Annotated in this window: 17 protein-coding genes and 2 pseudogenes; 7 read left to right on the top strand and 12 right to left on the bottom strand. The window is 72.1% G+C overall.

The genetic code is table 11. The features are described from left to right. Positions 1–19 precede the first annotated feature (19 nt). Positions 20–760, top strand: a complete 741-nt coding sequence (locus tag ACZ7GJ_RS02880; RefSeq protein WP_470748791.1) for a hypothetical protein — start codon at positions 20–22, stop codon at positions 758–760. Further along, positions 757–1,491 (top strand): hypothetical protein, encoded by a 735-nt coding sequence (locus ACZ7GJ_RS02875; protein WP_470748789.1) that lies wholly within the window; start codon positions 757–759, stop codon positions 1,489–1,491. The genes ACZ7GJ_RS02880 and ACZ7GJ_RS02875 overlap by 4 nt, the downstream gene beginning before the upstream one ends. A 7-nt stretch (positions 1,492–1,498) precedes the next feature. Here ACZ7GJ_RS02875 and ACZ7GJ_RS02870 read toward each other — a convergent pair. Together ACZ7GJ_RS02870 and ACZ7GJ_RS02865 are read right to left on the bottom strand one after the other, a co-directional pair. Continuing rightward, a pseudogene (locus ACZ7GJ_RS02870) lies at positions 1,499–1,603 on the bottom strand (IS5 family transposase); the annotation flags it as partial. Positions 1,604–1,665: 62 nt separating this feature from the next. Continuing rightward, positions 1,666–2,721, bottom strand: coding sequence for an NAD(P)-dependent alcohol dehydrogenase (locus ACZ7GJ_RS02865; RefSeq protein ID WP_470748787.1), 1,056 nt, complete (start codon positions 2,719–2,721; stop codon positions 1,666–1,668). A gap of 166 nt (positions 2,722–2,887) precedes the next feature. On the opposite strand from ACZ7GJ_RS02865, the gene ACZ7GJ_RS02860 reads away from it, so the two are divergent. Beyond that, positions 2,888–3,808, top strand: coding sequence for a helix-turn-helix transcriptional regulator (locus tag ACZ7GJ_RS02860; protein ID WP_470748785.1), 921 nt, complete (start codon positions 2,888–2,890; stop codon positions 3,806–3,808). Here ACZ7GJ_RS02860 and ACZ7GJ_RS02855 read toward each other — a convergent pair. From ACZ7GJ_RS02855 to ACZ7GJ_RS02835, 5 genes are all read right to left on the bottom strand, one after another. After that, positions 3,798–4,751, bottom strand: coding sequence for a GNAT family N-acetyltransferase (locus ACZ7GJ_RS02855; RefSeq protein ID WP_470748783.1), 954 nt, complete (start codon positions 4,749–4,751; stop codon positions 3,798–3,800). The genes ACZ7GJ_RS02860 and ACZ7GJ_RS02855 overlap by 11 nt on opposite strands. 34 nt (positions 4,752–4,785) lie before the next feature. Then, positions 4,786–5,463, bottom strand: a complete 678-nt coding sequence (locus tag ACZ7GJ_RS02850; protein WP_470748781.1) for an ABC transporter ATP-binding protein — start codon at positions 5,461–5,463, stop codon at positions 4,786–4,788. Positions 5,464–5,515: 52 nt separating this feature from the next. Next, positions 5,516–7,021, bottom strand: a complete 1,506-nt coding sequence (locus tag ACZ7GJ_RS02845; protein WP_470748779.1) for an ABC transporter permease — start codon at positions 7,019–7,021, stop codon at positions 5,516–5,518. Positions 7,022–7,189: 168 nt separating this feature from the next. Then, on the bottom strand, positions 7,190–8,464 hold the full coding sequence (locus ACZ7GJ_RS02840; protein ID WP_470748777.1) for a L,D-transpeptidase: 1,275 nt from the start codon (positions 8,462–8,464) through the stop codon (positions 7,190–7,192). 118 nt (positions 8,465–8,582) lie between these two features. Then, positions 8,583–8,924: a hypothetical protein gene (locus ACZ7GJ_RS02835; protein ID WP_470748775.1), complete on the bottom strand. Its 342-nt coding sequence runs from the start codon at positions 8,922–8,924 to the stop codon at positions 8,583–8,585. A gap of 125 nt (positions 8,925–9,049) precedes the next feature. Here ACZ7GJ_RS02835 and ACZ7GJ_RS02830 point away from each other — a divergent pair, with 125 nt between their 5' ends. Next, the gene (locus ACZ7GJ_RS02830) at positions 9,050–9,361 is read left to right on the top strand and encodes an LPXTG cell wall anchor domain-containing protein (protein ID WP_470749612.1); all 312 of its coding nucleotides are present in this window, start codon (positions 9,050–9,052) and stop codon (positions 9,359–9,361) included. 87 nt (positions 9,362–9,448) lie between these two features. Here ACZ7GJ_RS02830 and hutH read toward each other — a convergent pair whose 3' ends face one another. The 5 genes from hutH to ACZ7GJ_RS02805 form a co-directional block, all read right to left on the bottom strand. Next, on the bottom strand, positions 9,449–10,990 hold the full coding sequence (gene hutH / locus ACZ7GJ_RS02825) for a histidine ammonia-lyase (protein WP_470749609.1): 1,542 nt from the start codon (positions 10,988–10,990) through the stop codon (positions 9,449–9,451). A 95-nt stretch (positions 10,991–11,085) separates the two neighbouring features. After that, positions 11,086–12,198, bottom strand: a complete 1,113-nt coding sequence (locus ACZ7GJ_RS02820; protein WP_470748773.1) for a GGDEF domain-containing protein — start codon at positions 12,196–12,198, stop codon at positions 11,086–11,088. An 88-nt stretch (positions 12,199–12,286) separates the two neighbouring features. Further along, positions 12,287–13,081 (bottom strand): enoyl-CoA hydratase/isomerase family protein, encoded by a 795-nt coding sequence (locus ACZ7GJ_RS02815; protein ID WP_470748771.1) that lies wholly within the window; start codon positions 13,079–13,081, stop codon positions 12,287–12,289. A 70-nt stretch (positions 13,082–13,151) separates the two neighbouring features. Then, a complete protein-coding gene (locus ACZ7GJ_RS02810; protein ID WP_470748769.1) occupies positions 13,152–14,312 on the bottom strand; it encodes an adenylate/guanylate cyclase domain-containing protein in 1,161 nt (386 codons plus the stop codon). A gap of 131 nt (positions 14,313–14,443) precedes the next feature. Then, positions 14,444–15,307, bottom strand: coding sequence for a biotin--[acetyl-CoA-carboxylase] ligase (locus ACZ7GJ_RS02805; RefSeq protein WP_470748767.1), 864 nt, complete (start codon positions 15,305–15,307; stop codon positions 14,444–14,446). Between the two features lie 81 nt (positions 15,308–15,388). Between ACZ7GJ_RS02805 and ACZ7GJ_RS02800 the strand changes: the two are divergent. The 3 genes and pseudogenes from ACZ7GJ_RS02800 (at position 15,389) to ACZ7GJ_RS02790 (ending at position 18,294) form a co-directional block, all read left to right on the top strand. Then, positions 15,389–16,421, top strand: a pseudogene (locus ACZ7GJ_RS02800) (RNA-guided endonuclease InsQ/TnpB family protein). A 37-nt stretch (positions 16,422–16,458) separates the two neighbouring features. After that, positions 16,459–18,057: an acyl-CoA carboxylase subunit beta gene (locus tag ACZ7GJ_RS02795; RefSeq protein WP_470748765.1), complete on the top strand. Its 1,599-nt coding sequence runs from the start codon at positions 16,459–16,461 to the stop codon at positions 18,055–18,057. Positions 18,058–18,078: 21 nt separating this feature from the next. Then, complete coding sequence (locus tag ACZ7GJ_RS02790) at positions 18,079–18,294, top strand: acyl-CoA carboxylase epsilon subunit (protein ID WP_470749607.1); 216 nt, start codon at positions 18,079–18,081, stop codon at positions 18,292–18,294. The last annotated feature ends 150 nt before the right edge of the window (positions 18,295–18,444 follow it).

The following is an 18,444-nucleotide window of genomic DNA, read 5'->3' as shown; positions in this document are numbered from 1 at the left end:
CGGGGTGTTGGAGCAGGACGTGGCCGTCAAGATCCTGTTGACGGCGCTGCTGGACGACCCCACGTTCGCCGCGCGCTTCCGGCGGGAGGCCGCCGGGGAGGCGGAACCCGTACCGCCCACGCCCATACCCGTCCCCGCAACCGCGCCCCAGCCCGCGGCGGCACCCGCACCGCGCGCCCGCCGGGGCCGGACCATCGCCCTGTTCATGCCCGTCGTGGTCGTGGTGGGCGTCGGCACCACGCTGTACATCGACCGGGCGCCGATCAGCACGACGCGCAGGCGCCCGGCCCGAGTCCCGTGGTGTCCACGGCGGCCCCCGGCTGCTCCGCGTCGCCCGGCGGCACGGCGAGTGCGGCCGCCGGCCCGCGGGGCGAGCCCCGGCTCGGCGCCCTCCCCCGACGGCGGCAACCCGGCAGCGGGCCAGACCCCCGGTCCGGGCCCGGGCACGGCTCAGGGCAACGCCGGCGGCTCGGGCAACAAGCCCGCTCCCCCGCCCGCCACCCAGGCCCCGACCGCCCCGCGGGGCTGCGGCGGCGCGGCCGGGACCTTCGCCTGGAGGCTGGAGAAGGCGCCCACCTCGGGGGCGTACTACATCAAGGACGACCGCGGCGTGCAGTGCATGACCGACAACGGGCCCGGAAACGAGTTGACCGTCGTCAACTGCACCCCCGGACTCAAGACCCAGCAGTGGTACGCCCCTAAGCCGTCTCTTGCCGAGACCGGGTCCTGTCGGTGGGGTGCCGTAGCTTCGGCGGCATGATCTCCAAGCCGACGAACCAGACCGCAGGCCCCTACGATGCGGCCTTCCTGCCCCGGCTGCGCATGTCCTTCCGGGCTGCGCCCGGGCCGGTCACGGAACCGGTGTCGAAGTTCGGCGGGCAGCCTGTCTGGCTGGACGGGCCGGCGTGGCCGGTGCATCCGCTTACGGGTGAGCCGCTCGTGTTCATCGGCCAGTTCCGGGTGCCGGGGAACGAGGTACGCCTCGCCTACTTGTTCCTGCACGAGGACGGCATGGACATGGGTGGCACCGCGGCGGAGGACGGGGAGGCCGTCGTTCTGGTCCAGCCAGGTGGGCGGATACCGTCCTTCGCGTCGATCGGGTGCCCCAGCACCGAGGGGCGAACCCTGTGGCGATGGGGTCCGGACGGCACGGAAGTCCCCGTCGAATGGCTGATGGACCTGGTGCCGATGCCGCCGGAAGCTGACGAGGCGGCGAACCAGGCGGCCGCCTGCTCCCGGTACCTGCGAGGCGAGGGCCCAAAGGTCGAGTTCCCCGAGGAGGACTGGCCGAAGGACTTCCTCGGGGGCGAGCCGCTCTACCCCAACCACCAGGCCTTCGGTATCGATGCCTCCTGGCTGTTCCTCTGCCAGTTCGAGGACAGGGGTGAGTCGGAGGAGGACCCGTTCTTCCTCAACTTCGGCTACGGAAGCGGCTTCCTCTTCCTCAGCTCCGACCACCTCGAAGGCCGGTTCATGTGGGACTGCAGCTAGGCCGGGGCCCCCCTTTCCGGGCCCCCGCGGCGTGTTGGTGGGCTCGGGCGATGGTGGCGTCGGCCGCGACGACCCCGGACAGGTCGCCTTCGGCGTCGGCTAGCAGTCGATCACCTGCCGGTGGTCACGCCACCGTCCGCCCCCGCCGAGGCGTCCTGGCCGGCGGCAACCCGTTCAGATCGTCGAGGCGTCGATGACGAAGCGGTAGCGGACGTCGCCCGCCTGCACCCGCTCGTAGGCCTCGTTGATCTCGTCGGCGCCGATCACCTCGATCTCGGAGCCCAGCCCGTGCTCCGCGCAGAAGTCGAGCATCTCCTGGGTCTCGGCGATCCCGCCGATCATCGAGCCGGCCAGCGTCTTGCGGCCGCCGATGACGGAGAACAGGTTCAGCGCGACCGGCTCCTCCGGGGCGCCGACGTTCACCAGCGCGCCGTCCACCTTCAGCAGGCCGAGGTAGGCGTCGAAGCCGAGGGGCGCGGAGACGGTGGAGACGATCAGGTCGAAGCTGCCGGCGAGCTCCTCGAAGGTGGCCTCGTCGTTCGTGGCGTGGAAGTGGTCGGCGCCGAGCTTCAGCCCGTCCTCCTGCTTGCGCAGGGTCTGCGACAGCACGGTTACCTCCGCGCCCAGGGCGTGCGCGATCTTGACGCCCATGTGGCCGAGGCCGCCGAGACCGACGATCGCGACCTTCTTGCCGGGGCCCGCCCCCCAGTGCTTGAGCGGTGAGTAGAGGGTGATGCCGGCGCACAGCAGCGGGGCGGCGACGTCGAGGGCGAGGCCGTCGGGGATCCGGACGGTGTAGTTCTCGTCGACGACGATGTGGGTGGAGTAGCCGCCGTAGGTGGGCTCACCGCTCTTGTCGAGGGCGTTGTACGTGCCGGTCATGCCCTTGGCGCAGTACTGCTCCTGCCCGCGCAGGCAGTACTCGCACTCCCGGCAGGAGTCGACGAAGCAGCCGACGCCGACCCGGTCGCCCACCGCGAACCGGGTGACGCCCGGGCCGACCTCGGTGACGACGCCGGCGATCTCGTGGCCCGGGACCATGGGGTAGATGCCCTCGCCCCAGCCGTCGGTGACCTGGTGGATGTCGGAGTGGCAGATGCCCGCGTACTTGATGGCGATGAGCACGTCGTGCTCGCCGACCGGACGGCGCGGGACGGTGGTGCGCTCCAGCGGGGCCTTGGGGGCGGGGGCGGCGACGGCGGCAACGCGGGTGACGGGCGTGACTGACATGGGGGTGCTCCTCGGAACGGTCTGGGGTGTTTCCCAGCCTGCCGGACCCGGGGGCCGCCACCCAGCTCCCTGTCCTGCCCTGTTCTGCCTAGGACTGGCGTGCCTACCCCTGGCAGGGTCAGGCACGGCCCGCCGTCCGCAGCGCCGCGCGGCGATACTGGGGTGCATGGACCAGCCTGACCAGCGAGCCGAGCTCGGCGAGTTCCTCCGCACCCGGCGGGCGCGGCTGCGCCCCGAGGACGTGGGCCTGCCCGACCACGGGCGCCACCGACGGGTTCCCGGGCTGCGCCGCGAGGAGCTGGCGATGCTGGCCGGCGTGTCGGTCGCGTACTACACGCGCCTGGAGCAGGGCAGCGGGCACAACGTGTCGGCGGAGATCCTGGACGCCATCGCGCGGGCGCTGCGCCTGGGCGACACCGAGACCGAGCACCTCAACCACCTGGCGCAGCCCAGGCCCCGCAAGCGGCGTACGGCTCCGCGCCCGCAGCAGGTCCGGCCGGGGCTGCGGACGCTGCTGGACGCCATGGAGGACGTACCGGCGTACCTGGTGGGGCGGCGCCAGGACGTCCTCGGCTGGAACCGGCTGGCCGCGGCGGTGTTCGGCGACTTCGGCGCGGTGCCGCCGAAGGAGCGCAACCTGGTGCGCCTCGCGTTCCTCGACCCGGCGACGGTGGAGCTGTTCGCGGACTGGGAGTGCCGGGCGTGCGAGGTGGTGAGCAACCTGCGCGTGTACGCGGGCACGCACCCGGACGACGAGCAGTTGTCGGCGCTGGTGGGCGAGCTGTCGGTGAAGAACGAGGAGTTCCGGCGGCTGTGGGCCGCGCACACCGTGGGCGACAACAAGACCCACGGTGTGAAGCGGCTGCGGCATCCGCTGGTGGGCGAGCTGGACCTGTCCTTCGAGACGCTGGCCCTCCCCGACGACTCGGCGCAGTTCCTGGTCACCTACCACGCGGCCCCGGGCTCGCCCTCGGCGGACGCGCTGCGGCTCCTGTCGTCGTGGTCGGCCCCCTCGGCCCCCGCCTCCGACTCCGCCCCGGCCGCCCAGCCGGTCCCGCCCGCGGCGGACCGGCCCGCTACAGCTTGAGCTGGAAGTACGCCGTGGCGCGCTCGCGCCGGTAGCCCAGGGACTCGTTCACCGTACGCATCGGGGTGTTCTCGTCCGCCACCGTGGTGGCGATCTGCCGCAGGCCCGGATACCGCTGCGCCGCCAGTTCCAGCATGCGCAGCTTCACCGCGCGGCCGAGGCCGCGGCCGCGGTGGGCGGGGACGACGACCGTGTCGTACTGGAAGGCGCGCTCGCCGCCGGGGTCGGGCAGGACCAGCGCGGTGTACGCCGCCACCTCGCCCGACGCGGTCACCGCCGCGACCGTCGTCACCTCGCCGCCCCGGTCCAGGATCAGCTGGTACGCCGCGTGCAGGCGCTCCGGCGTCCAGGACTCGATCTGATACGCCACGTCCCCCATGGGTGCGTCCTCCATCGCCCCGTGCGCCCCGGCCACCGGCCGCGCCCAGTCGTCGGACACCAGGCCGTGCCAGGCGCGCAGCTCGTACCCTGGGGTGACTTCCTGTACGAGCTGTACCTGCTGGACGTGCTGTACGTACCAGGCCATCGGCAGGACGTTGCGGAACCCGAGGGACTCCGCGAACGCCTGCCCGGGGCCGCCGAGATCCACCATCGCCTCGACCGAGGTCCGCCCCTGCGCGAGGAGTTCCTCGCGGACCCGCTGCCACAGGGCCGTGCCGATGCCCTGTCGGCGCACGTCCGGACGGACCGCCAGCACGTCGAGGATCGCGGTGTGGCTGTTGGCCTCGTCCGTGAGCAGCAGCCCGGCCACGGCCGCGCTGCCGTCCGCGATCCAGAGCGCGGCCCGGCCGCGGGCCGGCGGCACCTGGAGCCGGCCGGCGATCTCCACCCGGGTCGGCGCGGGCACGCCCGGCAGATCGGCGGCGTGGGCCGCGGCCACGGTCGCGGCCCAGCCGTCCACCTCGGCGTCGGTCGGGGGCCCGGAGAGCTTCCTGATCGTCATCCCACGGACCCTAGCCGTGGCCCCGCGCCGCCGCTCAGGCGTTTTCGGTCACCGTCACCTTGCCGCGCCGGATCGTCGCCACCCGCGGTGCCCGCTTGGCCAGCGCGCTGTCGTGCGTGACCATCACGAAGGTCAGCCCGTGCTCCTTCCACAGCCCTTCCAGCAGGTCCATGACCTCGTCCCGCATGGACTCGTCGAGGTTGCCGGTCGGCTCGTCGGCCAGCAGCACCTTCGGCCGCTTCACCAGGGCCCGCGCGATGGCGACGCGCTGCTGCTGCCCTCCGGACATCTCCCCGGGCACGTGGCCCATCCGTTCGCCCAGGCCGACCGACGCCAGCGCCTCGGCGGCCCGCTCGCGCCGCTCGCGCGCCTTGAGGCCGAGCGGGACCAGCGCCGTCTCGACGTTCTCCTGCGCGGTCAGGGTCGGGATCAGGTTGAAGGACTGGAACACGAAGCCGATGTTCTCCGCCCGGACCCGGGTGAGCCGCGCCTCCGACACCGTGGCCAGGTCCAGTCCGTCGAGCACGACCTGGCCCGCCGTGGGCCGGTCGAGCGCCCCGAGCATCTGGAGCAGGGTGGACTTGCCGCCGCCCGTGGGTCCCTGGATGACGAGCCGGCCGCCGTCCTCGATGGTCAGGTCCACCCCGGCCAGCGCGTCGATGGTTTCCTTGCCGCGCCGGTAGCTCTTGGTCACACCGGTGAGTCGGTACATCTCGCTCGTTCCTCGTTCCTCGTTCACTCGTCGATTGGTGCGTGGGGGCCGGCTATTCGACGCGCCGCAGCGCGTCCGCCGGGCGCAGCCTGGAGGCGCGCCAGCCGCCGAAGCCGCCCGCGATCAGCCCGCCCGCGACGGCGAGGGCGACGGCCACGCCGATGGTGGCGAGCGAGACGGGCGCGGTGAGCGCGACGTCGAGGGCCTTGCCGGCGGCCTGGCGGGCGGGCCCGGCGAAGCCACCGCCACCACCGCCGCCCGAGGCCCGGCCGCCACCGCCGCCTCCGCCGCCCGCGAGCTGCGCCGTCAGCGTCGGGCTGAGCGCGGTGATGGCGTACGCGGCGCCGAGTCCGAGCCCGATGCCCAGTACGCCGCCGAGCAGGCCGTTGACCAGGGCCTCTCCGGCGACCTGGCGGGTGACGCGGCCGCTCTTCCAGCCGAGCGCCTTGAGGGTGCCGAACTCGCGGACGCGCCGCGAGACGGCCGAGGAGGTGAGGAGTCCCGCGACGAGGAAGGCGGCCAGCAGGACGGCGTACGAGAGCCACTTGCCGACCGTGGAGGCGAGCGAGGCGGCGGTGGAGAGCGAGCCGGAGACCGTGTCGGCGAGGTCGGCCGAGGTGGTGACGGTGGTGTCCGGGACGTTCTTCTGGATGGCCGCCTTCACGGCGTCGAGGCTCTGGGAGTCCTTGGCCTGCACGTAGACCGTGGTGATCTTGTCGGCGGTCCCGGCGAGCGTCTGGGCCTGCTTGAGCGGGAGGTACACGTTCGCCGCGGCGTCCCCGCTGTCCGCAGTGGCGATGCCGACGACCTTGAACTTGGAGTTCTTGACGGTCACTTCGGAGTCCACGGCCAGCTTGTTCTGCTGGGCGTACGCGCTGTCGACGACGGCGACGGCCGCGTCGCTCTCGCCCGCCTGGAATCCCCGGCCGGAGGTGATCTTCGAGGTGGTGAGGGGGCCGAGCGCCGGCTGCGTGACGTCCGTGCCGTACACGGTGAAGGAGTTGACGTCGAAGTCGGCGCCGCCGCCCTGGACCGTGCCGCTCGAACCACCCGTGGCGCCGCCGGCGCCGCCACCCGTCGCGCCGGGCTTGGCCGGGGTGGTGGTGGCGCCCTCGGCGCGTTTGAACTCGCCGCGCCTGAACTGCCCGTTGACCTTCATCACCTGGAGGCTGAGTCCGCCGACGGCCTTCGCGACGCCGCTCTGCCCGGACACCTGGCCGACGGTGGCGGCGTCGAGGGTCTGGAAGCCCTGCGGCATCACCATGTCGCTGCTCTGCTCGGCGTCCGCGTTCGCGTCGTCCTCGCCCTTGGCGTCGAACTGGAACCGGGGGCGGGCCGCGGCGCCGCCCTCGCCGGGCGGGGTCTGGGCCTTGGTGACGGTCATGTCCGTGCCCAGCCCGTACAGCGACTGGAGGACCTTGCCCTGCGCCTGCGTCATGCCCGCCGAGACGGAGCTGACGACGATGACGAGGGCGATGCCCAGGGCGAGCCCGGAGGCGACGACGAGCGCCGCCTTCCTGCGGCGGCGCAACTCGCGCCGGAGGTAGGTGAAGAACATGCGGCCGAAACTAGGCAGCGGCCCTGATCGCCGGATAAGCCTCGGATAAGAGTCGGATGAGAAGGCGGGGGAAGAAGGGGCAGACGGCAGGCGGACGCAAAACACGGACGGCGGGGAACCCGGTGAAGGGTTCCCCGCCGTCCGCCGGGGTTCAGTCGCTGCGGTGCGTCAGACGGCCGAGCCGGCCTTCCAGTCCGCCCAGCTCATGTTCCAGCCGTTGAGGCCGTTGTCGGGCTTGATGGTCTTGTCCGGGGAGTTGACCACGACGACCACGTCGCCGATGAGCGAGTTGTCGTAGAACCAGGCCGCCGGCTGGTTGGGGTCGCCAGCGCCCTTGACGTCGTTCAGGCCGACACAGCCGTGGCTGGTGTTGGCGCTGCCGAAGACCGAGTCGGCGCCCCAGTAATTGCCGTGGATGAAGGTGCCGGAGTTCGACAGCCGCATCGCGTGCGGGACGTCCTTGATGTCGTACTCGCCCTTGCCGTCGTCATCGGTGAAGCCGACGGTGGCGCCGTTCATCCGGGTCTCCTTGAACTTCTCGGAGATCACCATCTGGCCGTTGTACGTGGGGTTCTCCGGGGCGCCCGCCGAGATCAGGATGGTCTTGACGACGGCGCCGTCGCGGGTGACCGTCATCTTCTTCGACTTCGCGTCCACCGTGGAGACCTGGCTGCGGCCGATCTTGAAGGTGACGGTGCGGTTCTGCACGCCCTGGATGCCGGGAGCGCCCTGCACCCCGTCCAGCGCCATCTTCAGCGTGACGGTGGAGTTCGCCGTCCAGTACTTCTCCGGGCGGAAGTCCAGGCGCTGCGTGCTGAACCAGTGCCCCACGACCTCCTGGCCGCTGCTGGAGGTGACGTTGATGGCCGCCTGGACGGCCTTCTTGTCCTTGATCGGCTTGTTGAAGGTGATCGAGACCGGCATGCCCACGCCGACGGTCTTGCCCTCCTCCGGGATGAAGGAGCCGACGAAGCTGTTCTCCGGCGAGACGGTGGTGAAGGAGGCGTTCTCGTGCGCCTCGCGGCCCGCCTCGTCCTTCGCCGTCGCCGACAGGGCGTACTTCGTGGAGCGCTTCAGCGCGGCGTCCGGCTTCCAGCTCTTGCCGTCGGCGGCTATCTTGCCGGCCACGGCCGCGCCGTCGGAGGTCTTCAGCTCGACCTGGGTGAGGGTTCCGTCACTGACGGCCACGTTCGCGGCGTCGTTCAGGCCGACGTTGGTGGCGCCGTCCTTCGGCGTGATGGTTATTCGGGCCTTGGACGTGTCCTTGGCCGCCGCCGCGTCGACGTCCGCCTGGGACTTCGCGGATGCTTCCCCGCTGCCCTTGGGCTGGTCGCCGCCCCCGTCGTTGCAGGCCGAGAGCATCAGTACGCCACCGAGCACGGCGGATATGGCCACCAGGGACCTTCTCCGTCGCTTGCTGTCCGTCCTCACACGCCACTCCATCGTTGCCGGAACCCCGTACATCCCCGGGCAGGGGGACAGAGCCCCCTGCCTCGTTGTGACAACGCGTTCACGGCCCGGAACGGTTCCGCATCCCGTTGGGATGTGGTCCATCCCACGGTCAGGCGTTGTCGGTCTCTTCGTCGAAGTCCCCATCTTCCTCGCCGAGGTCCCACTCCATTGACTCGGGGTCGTATTCCACGGACTCGCTGCTCCAGGAGGCCTGCGCCAGCTCCACTCCCGGGATCTCCGCGACCAGGTCGGTGGGGTCCACCAGGTACGCCAGCGCCTCCGATTCGTCCTCCCGGACGGCGGCCTCCGCGTGGCCCCGCTCCTCGTCCGGCATGAATTCGTCGGCCTTGATGTGGGCGAGCGCGGCGTCGGTGAGTGCCGCGGAGTCCGGCACTTCCAGGACCAAATCGACCCGAAGCCGTACGTATCGTGATGTCTCAGAAGGGTTCATACGACGGAGAGTAAGCCCGCGGAACCCCCGACTTTCCCACGACCCGCCCCTTTCCGTAGCATCACCGCACGGGGCCAATTCGCTGCTGCCACAAGGGGGATCGCACCGTGTCCGCACGTCGATCGATGCTCACCGCTCTCGGAGCGACCACCCTCCTCGCCGTCCTGTGGTTCGTGCCATCGGCCAACGCCACCGCGCCCGGGCACGGCACGGACGCCTCCGGCGCGCCCTCCGACGGGCCCTCCGACGGGCCCTCCGACGGGCTGAGCGTGCAGAGCGCCGGGTCCGCCGAGCTCACCGGTTCCGGCGAGGCCACCCTCGGGCTCGCCGACACCGGCAGCATCGACACCACCCCGTACGTCCTCGGCGGCACGCTCTGCCTGGGCCTCGGGGCCGGCTTCGTGACCTTCTCCGTACGCCGCTCGCGCGCCCTGTAGGGGGCCTGCGCGGGCGGCGCCCGCAACGGCGAGGGGCCGCGCCCCGGGTCGTGTCCCCGGGCGCGGCCCCTGCCGTACGCACCTGCCCTACGCGAGCGGGCCCGTCACCTCTTCCACCGCGGCGACGAGAGCACCCGTACGGATGAACGCGTCGGCGGCGGCCAGGTCAGGCGCGAGGAAACGATCCGGCCCCGGGCCCTGGACACCCGCCGCCCGCGCCGCCGCGATGGCGGCCCGGCTGGCCGGGGCGGGGGTGAGCCCGTGGCGCAGCTCGATGGCGCGGGTGGCCGCGTACATCTCGACGGCGATGATCCGCGTCAGGTTGTCGATGGCGGTACGCAGCTTGCGCGCGGCCGACCACCCCATGGAGACGTGGTCCTCCTGCATGGCGGAGGAGGGGATCGAGTCGGCGGAGGCCGGCACGGCGAGCCGCTTCATCTCGCTGACCAGGGCGGCCTGCGTGTACTGGGCGATCATCAGACCGGAGTCCACACCGGCGTCGTCCGCGAGGAACGGCGGCAGGCCGTGGCTGCGGTTGTGGTCGAGCAGCCGGTCGGTACGGCGCTCGGCGATGGAGCCGAGGTCGGCGGCGGCGATGGCCAGGAAGTCCAGCACGTACGCGACGGGGGCGCCGTGGAAGTTGCCGTTGGACTCGACGCGCCCATCGGGCAGGACCACCGGGTTGTCGACGGCGGCGGCCAGCTCGCGGGAGGCGACCAGGGCGGCGTGCGCCATGGTGTCGCGGCCCGCGCCGGCCACCTGCGGGGCGCAGCGCACGGAGTACGCGTCCTGGACGCGGGGCGCCGACTCCTCCTGGAAGTGGCGGACGAGGCCGGAGCCCTCCAGCACGGCGGCCATGTTGGCGGCGGCCGCGCCCTGGCCCGGGTGCGGCCTTATGGCGTGCAGCTCGGGGGCGAGCACCTTCTCGGTGCCGAGCAGCGCCTCCAGGGTCATGGCTGCGGTGATGTCGGCGGCGGTGTACAGCTTGCCGAGGTCCGCGAGGGCCATGACCAGCATGCCGAGCATGCCGTCGGTGCCGTTGAGGAGGGCGAGGCCCTCCTTCTCGCGGAGCTCGACGGGCTTGATCCCGGCCTCGGCGAGCAGATCGCCGGCGGGGCGGACCGCCCCGTCCGGGCCCTCGGCGTCGCCCTCGCCCATGAGCGCGAGCGCGCAGTGGGAGAGCGGCGCGAGGTCGCCGGAGCAGCCCAGGGAGCCGTACTCGTGCACGACGGGGGTGATGCCCGCGTTGAGCATGTCGGCCATGGTCTGGGCGACGGAGGGCCGTACGCCGGTGTGGCCGGAGCAGACGGTCTTCAGGCGCAGGAACATCAGCGCGCGCACGACCTCGCGCTCGACGCGCGGGCCCATGCCGGCGGCGTGCGAGCGGACGATGTTGCGCTGGAGCTGCGCGCGCAGCTCGGGACTGATGTGCCGGGAGGCGAGGGCGCCGAACCCGGTGGACACCCCGTAGACGGGCTCGGGCTTGGCGGCCAGGGCGTCCACGATCTCGCGGGCGCGGGTGAGCGCTTCGAGCGCCTCGCCGGACAGTTCGACGCGTGCGTTGCCGCGGGCGACGGCGATGACGTCCTCGGCGGTGGTCCCGGATGTTCCCACCACGACAGTGTGCATATCCATATTCAGCACCCTACGGACTGAATCGCTTCATGTCACTAGCCTGCCGGCGGCGGGGTCACGGCACACCGCGGACATCCGTCGGACACCCCCTACGCCCGGCCGCGGAAGCGGCGGCGCTCCCCCATCGCCTCCTGCGCGGCGTCGGCGAGCCGCACCACGGCGGTGTCCCGCCCGGCGACGACGGGCTTCGGTGAGCGCGCGGCCTTGGCCTTGTACTGGGCGGCGTCGGCGAGCCGGAACAGCCGCCGGGAGGACTTGACCGGGCCGATGGGGTCCCCGGTGGAGGCCACGCCGCAGGCGACGCCCTCCCCCAGCTCCAGCTCGGCGGCACGTACGCACAGTTCCTCGGTCACCCGCACCACCTCGTCCGCGGGCGGCCCGACCCCCACGAGGCAGAACTCGTCGCCGCCCAGCCGGGCGACGAGCGCGCCGGGCAGCATGGCCCCGCACAGGCTCAGCACGGACCCGAACCGCTCCAGCAGCCGGTCGCCCATGGCGTGGCCGAGGGTGTCGTTGACCTTCTTCAGGCCGTTCAGGTCGCAGACGACCAGACTGACCACGGCCCCGGTCCGCCGGTGCTCCTCCAGGGCCTCGTCGAGCCGCATGTCCACGGCCCGCCGGTTCGCGAGGCCGGTCAGCGGGTCGGTGAAGGCCAGCCGGCGGGCCTCTTCGAGCCGCTCGTTCTGCGCGAGTCCGGCGGCGACGACCGCGGCCAGCACGGTCGCGAACTCGGCGTCGTCCTCGTCGAAGTCCGCCAGCCCCTCATCGCGGGCGACGTAGAGCTCGCCCCAGGCCCGCCCGCTGAGCACGATGGGCGCGACCACGCAGCTCCCGCGCCCGCGGCGGCGCAGGGCGTCCCCGCGCCGCCCGGGGCGGTCGCCGACCGCGCTCTCCACCCAGGCGTGCGGCCCGCCGCCTCCGACCCAGCGCTCGTGGAGGAACTCGGTGATCTCCGGGAAGTCGTGGACGGGGTAGGACTCGTCCTCGGGGAACTCCTCCTCGCCGACCCGGCGCTCGCCCTCGTTCACGAGCACCCGCAGGCGGCCGCGCTCGCGCTCCCAGGCGGAGATGGCGGCGAAGGACCCGTCCATCGCCAGCCTCGCCCCGCGCGCCGCGGCCCGCACACTGTCCCGTGGCACACACGCGGCGGCCATGGCCTGCGCGAGGCCCACGACGGCTCGCAGCCGCCCGTCGACTCCCATCACCCCAGGTTAGGGAGTTTTGTCTGATTTGGTGACAATTGGCGCGACTTTCGGTGGCACCAAGATCACAAAGAGTGAGACTCCATGTCTACTGCCCCGGCCAGTTCGGCCTGCGCTTCTCGTTGAACGCTGCTACACCCTCCGCCCGGTCGCCCGAGAAGGCCACCGTCCGCCAGGCCGCGTCCTCGATCTCCAGGCCGGCCGCCAGGTCCATCCCGTGCCCCAGCCGCAGCGCCCGCTTGGCGGCCCGCAGCCCGACCGGGGAGTTCGCGGCCATCCGCGCCGCCAGCGCCAGCGCCTCGGCCGTGTCCGTCCCGGCCGGGACCACCGAGTCCACCAGGCCCAGGGACAGTGCCTCGGCCGCCTCCACCCGGCGCGCCGTGAAGATCAGCTCGGCCGCGCGGGCCGCGCCCACCCGGCGGGGCAGCAGCTGAGTGCCGCCGCCGCCCGGGATCACGCCCACCGACACCTCCGGCAGGCCCACCACCGCGGTCTCGTCGGCCACGATCACGTCGCAGGCCAGCGCCAGCTCGAAGCCGCCGCCGAGGGCGAAGCCGTGCACGGCCGCGATGGTCGGCATCGGCAGCTCCAGTACGCCGCCGTACGCACCCCGCGTGGTCGGCCGCTGGCGCACCAGCTCCGCGTCCGACAGGGAGTTGCGCTCCTTGAGGTCCGCCCCGACGCAGAACGCCCTCTCGGCCGCGGAGGAGAGCACGACGACCCGTACCGCGGGATCCGCGGCCAGCTCGGCGCAGGCGGCCCCGATGGCCCGGGCCATCTCCGTCGACACCGCGTTCATCGCCTTCGGGCGGTCCAGCACCAGCTCGACGACCCCGTCGTCGCCATGGCGACGCACCGAAACGAACTCCGACCCAGACACCACAGCGGCCCTCCCGGTTAACGAACGTTATCCGGGGATCCTAGTGCTGCGACCGGCCGGCCGGACAGGGCCCTCAGGCCGTCGGCCGCTTCCGCCGCGTCAGCGACCACGGCTCCACGACGCCCAGCCCGCGCACCGGCCGCTGCCACATCGGCTGGAGCGCGAAGCGGTACCCGCCGCCGCCCTCCTCCGACTCGGCCTCCTTCTCCGAGACCGGCGCGGCGCCCGTACGCCCGAGCTCCTCCGCCATCGCCCCGTCCACCAGGACCGCGTCCTTCGGCGCTATGGACGTCAGCCGGCTCGCCAGGTTCACCGTCGTCCCGAACACGTCGCCCATCCGGGTCGTCACCGTGCCGAAGGCGATGCCGACGCGCAGCTCCGGCATCTGCGGATCGACCTCCATCGTCTCGATCAGCCGCAGCGCGATCTCCGCCGCCGTCGCCGCGTCGTCGGCGCAGTACAGCACCTCGTCGCCCAGCGTCTTGATCAGCCGGCCGCCGTGCGCCGCGACCAGGTCCGCCGCCGTCGTCTCGAAGGCCTCGACCAGCTCGCCGAGCTCCTCCTCCTCCAGCCGGCGCGTGAGCCGCGTGAAGCCCACCAGGTCCGCGAAGCCCACCGCGAGCCGCCGGTCGACCATCTCCTCGTCGTCCGCCACCTGCACCACGCGCCCGGTCGCGGCCGCCAGCTGGCGCCGCCACACGTAGACGAGGAACTCCTCCAGCTCGGGCAGCAGCAGCTCGACCAGCGGGTACGTGACCTCCGTACGGGTCATCCCCGGCTCCGGCGGCTCCGTCAGCCCCTCCAGGAAGGAGTCGATCTGCCACTCCGCGAGGCGCGCCGTGGTCTGCCCGGTGGAGCGCGCCACCTGCACCGCCATCGGCTCGCTCAGGAGCCCGGCCTCCACCAGGCCCGCCAGGCGGCGCAGCGCCAGTACGTCCGCCTCCGTCAGCGCCCTGGCCTGGCCGATGTCCGCGAAGCCCATGGCCCGCCAGAAGCGGGACGCGAGCTCCATCGAGACACCGGCGCTACGGGCCGCCTGGAAGGGGGTGTACCGGCGCTCGGCGCCCAGGATCAGCTGCTCCAGCCGGATCGCGAGCGGGTCGGCCGTCGGCTGCGCCGTGTGGTCGACCTCGTGGTGGGGAGTGTGCTGGTCTCGCCCGATCGGGGTGCCCGGACCGGAGGGCCCGGCGGGCCCGGCGGCGGACGCGCTGGACGTAGGGTCGTCGACGGTCAAGGGCCGCCTCCTGTCCATTCCGTGCGCACACTGCCCTGCCGAACCGGGTGATCACCGCGAGGACCGGGATCGCCTAAACCATACGGCAGGTGTGCCGTAGCTCACTCCCCACTCCCCGACCTCGTCCCGGGCTACCGGACCGAGCGCAGATGGACGACGTCCCCTGCCCCGACGGCTTCCCGCTCCCCGTCCGCCGTCCGCACGACGAGCCGCCCGTCCGCGTCCACCGCTTCGGCCGTCCCGGTGAGGGTGCGCCCGCCGGGCAGCTCGGCGCGCACGTGCTTGCCGAGGGTGGCGCAGCCCGCCGCGTACGTCTCCTGCAGGCCGCTGGCCGCCGGATCCCCGCCCGCCGCGCGCCAGTCCCCGTACCACTGCTCCAGGGAGCGCAGTACGGCCTTCAGCAGCGGGTCCCGGTCGGTGACGGCGGCCTTGGCCAGCGCGAGCGAACCGGCGGTGTCCACCGGCAGCTCGTCCTCGGTGAGGGTGACGTTGAGCCCGATGCCGATGACGACCCCGTCGCCGACGCGCTCGGCGAGGATCCCGCCGACCTTGCGCTCCTCGCCCTCCACACCGACCAGCAGGTCGTTGGGCCACTTGAGTGCGGTGTCCACCCCGGCGGCCCGCGACAGCCCGCTCGCGACGGCCACCCCGGCCAGCAGGGTCAGCCACCCCCAGCGCTCGGCGGGTACCTCCGGCCCCGGCTTCAGCAGCACGGAGAAGAACAGCCCGGACCGCGCCGGCGCGGTCCAGCTGCGGTCGAGCCGCCCGCGACCGGCGGTCTGCTCCTCGGCGGCCAGCACGGCCCCCTCGGGCAGCTCCGCGGCCCGCGCCGCGAGGTCGGTATTGGTCGACCCGGTGGCGGCGACCACCTCCACCGAGGTCCACAGCCCCCCGTCGGTCACGAGTGCCCGCTGCAGCGAGGAGGCATTCAACGGCGGCCGGTCGAGGCTCGACCAGCGGCCCGCGGATGCTCCGGCTGAGGGCTCTGATGTCATGATCGGATTCCTTCTGTCGCCGTGTGTGATCCTTCGACCCGGGATTGCTATCGGATCGTGACCGACCCTAGCTTTCGGCCTGTGGGGAATACTGCGGTAAAGAGGTCATTCAGGTTCCGTTTCTACCCCGATGACGCGCAGGCAGTGGAGCTGTCGAAGACGTTCGGGTGCGTACGGAAGGTCTACGACCTCGCCCTCGCCGCCCGCGCCGACGCCTGGGCGCGCCAGGAGAGGGTGAACTACGGCCAGACCTCCGCCATGCTGACCACCTGGAAGCAGACCGAGGAACTGGCCTTCTTGGCCGAAGTCTTTTCAAGTCGAAGCGGAAGTCCTCGGCAAGCGCCGAGTACACCCGCTCCGCGTTCCGTTTCCGGGGCGGGGAGCTCACGCTCGCCAAGATGGCGGCCCCTTGGCGGTCGTCTGGTCGCGCCCCCTGCCGGCAGGCGTGGAGCCGAGCACGGTCACCGTGTCCCGGGACTCAGCCGGCCGCTGGTTCGTCTCCCTGCTGATCGAGGACACCCCCGCCCCACTGCCTCCTGCCACGCCGGCGGCCGGCATCGACGCGGGCCTGACCTCCCTGGTCACCCTCTCCACCGGGGAAAGATTCGAGAACCCCAGGCACGAGCGCAAACACCGGACGCGCTTGGCGCGTGCCCAGCGGGCGCTGTCACGGAAGGAAAAGGGGAGCAAGAACCACCGACTCGCGCGCGCCATCTCGGATGCGGCCTGGCGTGAGCTGCGGGACATGCTGACCTACAAGGCGGCCTGGTACGGGCGCCGGCTGGTCGTCGTGGACCGGTTCTTCCCCAGCACGCACCGGTGCTCGACCTGCGGGACGACCCACCACCGGGACGGCAACGCAGCGATCAACCTTCTGGCCGCCGGGCTGGCGGTCATTGCCTGTGGAGCGGGTGGAGGACCTCGCCGGGATCCGTCTCGGACGTGGCAGCGCGCGATGAAGCAGGAAGCCCCGCCCGCGAGGGTGGGATCCCCTCCCTTTAGGGAAGGTGGCGAGGCCAAGCAACCCACAGTAGGTGTGTCAAACGCCGCACTGCCGAGCGCCATGCCCGCCGATACGCTACGCACCAGTAGCCAGCAGTGGTCAACCAATTGACCAGGCAGTTGACACCACACAGGGAGCCGCGACCCCGATGTCACAACCGTCAGAGCCGATCGACATGCACACCACCGCGGGAAAGATCGCGGATCTGCAGCGTCGCATCGATGAAGCCACCCACGCCGGATCCGAGCGCGCGGTGGAGAAGCAGCACGCGAAGGGCAAGCTGACGGCGCGTGAGCGGGTGGCCCTGCTGCTGGACGAGGGCTCGTTCGTCGAGCTGGACGAGCTCGCCCGGCACCGGTCGACCAACTTCGGCCTGGAGAACACCCGCCCGTACGGGGACGGCGTCGTCACGGGCTACGGCACCGTCGACGGGCGCTGCGTCGCCGTGTTCTCGCAGGACTTCACCGTTTTCGGCGGGGCCCTCGGCGAGGTCTACGGCCAGAAGATCATCAAGGTGATGGACTTCGCGCTGAAGACCGGCTGCCCGGTCATCGGCATCAACGACTCCGGCGGCGCCCGCATCCAGGAGGGTGTCAGCGCGCTGGGCATGTACGGCGAGATCTTCCGCCGCAACGTGCACGCCTCCGGCGTGATCCCGCAGATCAGCCTGGTCGTCGGGCCCTGTGCGGGCGGCGCCGTGTACTCCCCCGCCATCACCGACTTCACGGTCATGGTCGACCAGACCTCGCACATGTTCATCACCGGCCCCGACGTCATCAAGACCGTCACCGGTGAGGACGTCGGCTTCGAGGAGCTGGGCGGCGCCCGCACGCACAACAGCACGTCCGGCGTCGCCCACCACATGGCGGGCGACGAGAAGGACGCCATCGAGTACGTGAAGTCCCTCCTCGCGTACCTGCCGTCGAACAACCTCTCCGAGCCGCCCGCCTTCCCCGAGGAGGCGGAGACCGAGGTCTCCGACACCGACCGCGAGCTCGACGTCCTGATCCCGGACAGCGCGAACCAGCCGTACGACATGCACACGGTGATCGAGCACGTGCTGGACGACGCGGAGTTCCTGGAGACCCAGTCGCTCTTCGCTCCGAACATCCTCACCGGCTTCGGCCGCGTCGAGGGGCACCCGGTCGGCATCGTCGCCAACCAGCCGATGCAGTTCGCCGGCTGCCTGGACATCAACGCCTCCGAGAAGGCCGCCCGCTTCGTGCGGACCTGCGACGCCTTCAACATCCCGGTGCTGACCTTCGTCGACGTGCCGGGCTTCCTGCCGGGCACGGACCAGGAGTACAACGGAATCATCCGGCGCGGCGCGAAGCTGATCTACGCGTACGCCGAGGCCACCGTCCCCCTGATCACCGTCATCACCCGCAAGGCCTTCGGCGGCGCGTACGACGTCATGGGCTCCAAGCACCTGGGCGCGGACCTCAACATCGCCTGGCCGACCGCGCAGATCGCCGTCATGGGCGCTCAGGGCGCGGTGAACATCCTGCACCGCCGCACGATCGCCGAGGCGGAGGCGGGGGCGGATGATGTGGAGGAGGTGCGTGCACGGCTGATCAGCGAGTACGAGGACGCGCTGCTCAACCCGTACACGGCCGCCGAGCGCGGGTACATCGACGCGGTGGTCATGCCGTCCGAGACCCGGGCGCACGTGGTGAAGGGGCTGCGGCAGCTGCGCAGCAAGCGGGAGTCCCTGCCCCCGAAGAAGCACGGCAACATCCCCCTCTAGCCCCTCCAGGAGGTCTCTGTGGTGATCAAGGTCGTCAAGGGCAATCCGACGCCGGAGGAGCTGGCCGCCGCACTGGCGGTGGTCCAAGCGCGCGCGGCGGTGCTGGCCTCGGCCGCGCCGTCGGGCGCCCCGCGGGTGGCGGACGCGTGGTCGGCGCCGGGCCGGGTGGCCCGGCGGACGCTGCCGCAGCCGGGGGCGCGCGCGTGGGGCCGTACCTACTGGCCCGGTCAGGGCTGAGCTGAACTTGGCTCGAACTGGGTGTGGGGGGGGGGGGGGGGGGGGGGGGGGGGGGAGAAACGGGGGGGGGCGGGGGGGGGAAGAGGGGGGGGGGGGGGGGAAAGAGAGAAAGGAAAAAAAAAGAAGGGAGGGGCAGAGAAGTGATCGCTA

The organism is Streptomyces sp. NPDC037242 (assembly GCF_055604165.1).
This window is presented reverse-complemented; position numbering and strand designations above follow the sequence as displayed.

Bases quoted from the DNA above. Each gene is read 5' to 3' on its own strand.
- ACZ7GJ_RS02840 (WP_470748777.1), bottom strand. From the start codon at position 8,464: ATGGAGTGGCGTGTGAGGACGGACAGCAAGCGACGGAGAAGGTCCCTG.
- ACZ7GJ_RS02865 (WP_470748787.1), bottom strand. From the start codon at position 2,721: ATGTCAGTCACGCCCGTCACCCGCGTTGCCGCCGTCGCCGCCCCCGCC.
- ACZ7GJ_RS02830 (WP_470749612.1), top strand. From the start codon at position 9,050: ATGCTCACCGCTCTCGGAGCGACCACCCTCCTCGCCGTCCTGTGGTTC.
- ACZ7GJ_RS02875 (WP_470748789.1), top strand. From the start codon at position 757: ATGATCTCCAAGCCGACGAACCAGACCGCAGGCCCCTACGATGCGGCC.
- ACZ7GJ_RS02795 (WP_470748765.1), top strand. From the start codon at position 16,459: ATGTCACAACCGTCAGAGCCGATCGACATGCACACCACCGCGGGAAAG.
- ACZ7GJ_RS02855 (WP_470748783.1), bottom strand. From the start codon at position 4,751: ATGACGATCAGGAAGCTCTCCGGGCCCCCGACCGACGCCGAGGTGGAC.
- ACZ7GJ_RS02820 (WP_470748773.1), bottom strand. From the start codon at position 12,198: ATGGGAGTCGACGGGCGGCTGCGAGCCGTCGTGGGCCTCGCGCAGGCC.
- ACZ7GJ_RS02835 (WP_470748775.1), bottom strand. From the start codon at position 8,924: ATGAACCCTTCTGAGACATCACGATACGTACGGCTTCGGGTCGATTTG.
- ACZ7GJ_RS02845 (WP_470748779.1), bottom strand. From the start codon at position 7,021: ATGTTCTTCACCTACCTCCGGCGCGAGTTGCGCCGCCGCAGGAAGGCG.
- ACZ7GJ_RS02850 (WP_470748781.1), bottom strand. From the start codon at position 5,463: ATGTACCGACTCACCGGTGTGACCAAGAGCTACCGGCGCGGCAAGGAA.
- ACZ7GJ_RS02805 (WP_470748767.1), bottom strand. From the start codon at position 15,307: ATGACATCAGAGCCCTCAGCCGGAGCATCCGCGGGCCGCTGGTCGAGC.
- hutH (WP_470749609.1), bottom strand. From the start codon at position 10,990: ATGCACACTGTCGTGGTGGGAACATCCGGGACCACCGCCGAGGACGTC.
- ACZ7GJ_RS02860 (WP_470748785.1), top strand. From the start codon at position 2,888: ATGGACCAGCCTGACCAGCGAGCCGAGCTCGGCGAGTTCCTCCGCACC.